This is a genomic window from Psychrobacter sp. TB20-MNA-CIBAN-0197, from assembly GCF_040309765.1.
In the GTDB taxonomy this organism is placed as follows: Bacteria; Pseudomonadota; Gammaproteobacteria; order Pseudomonadales; family Moraxellaceae; genus Psychrobacter; species Psychrobacter submarinus.
In genome coordinates, this window is the sequence record NZ_JBEOPC010000712.1 from 1 (window position 1) to 267 (window position 267).

Sequence of the window (267 nt, forward strand, 5' to 3'; positions counted from 1 at the left end):
AGATACAAGACCCGTTACCATTGCTGCGCCCGCACTAGGACCATCTTTTGGTGTTGCGCCCTCAGGTACGTGTACGTGAATATCACGCTTTTCGTAAAAGTCGCTGTTAATACTGAAAGTATCTGCTCGATTACGCACAACCGTCATTGCCGCTTGAATCGACTCTTGCATTACATCGCCAAGAGAACCGGTGTAACTTAACTTGCCTTTACCTGGCACTGCCGCACATTCAATTGTTAGCAAATCACCGCCAACTTCTGTCCATGC

1 protein-coding gene is annotated in these 267 nt (G+C 47.9%); it reads right to left on the reverse strand.

The genetic code is table 11. The annotated features are described in order from the left end of the window. Nucleotides 1-267, reverse strand: a 267-nt coding sequence (locus AAEY83_RS15665; RefSeq protein WP_351060414.1) for a S16 family serine protease, incomplete at both ends; no start/stop codon positions are given.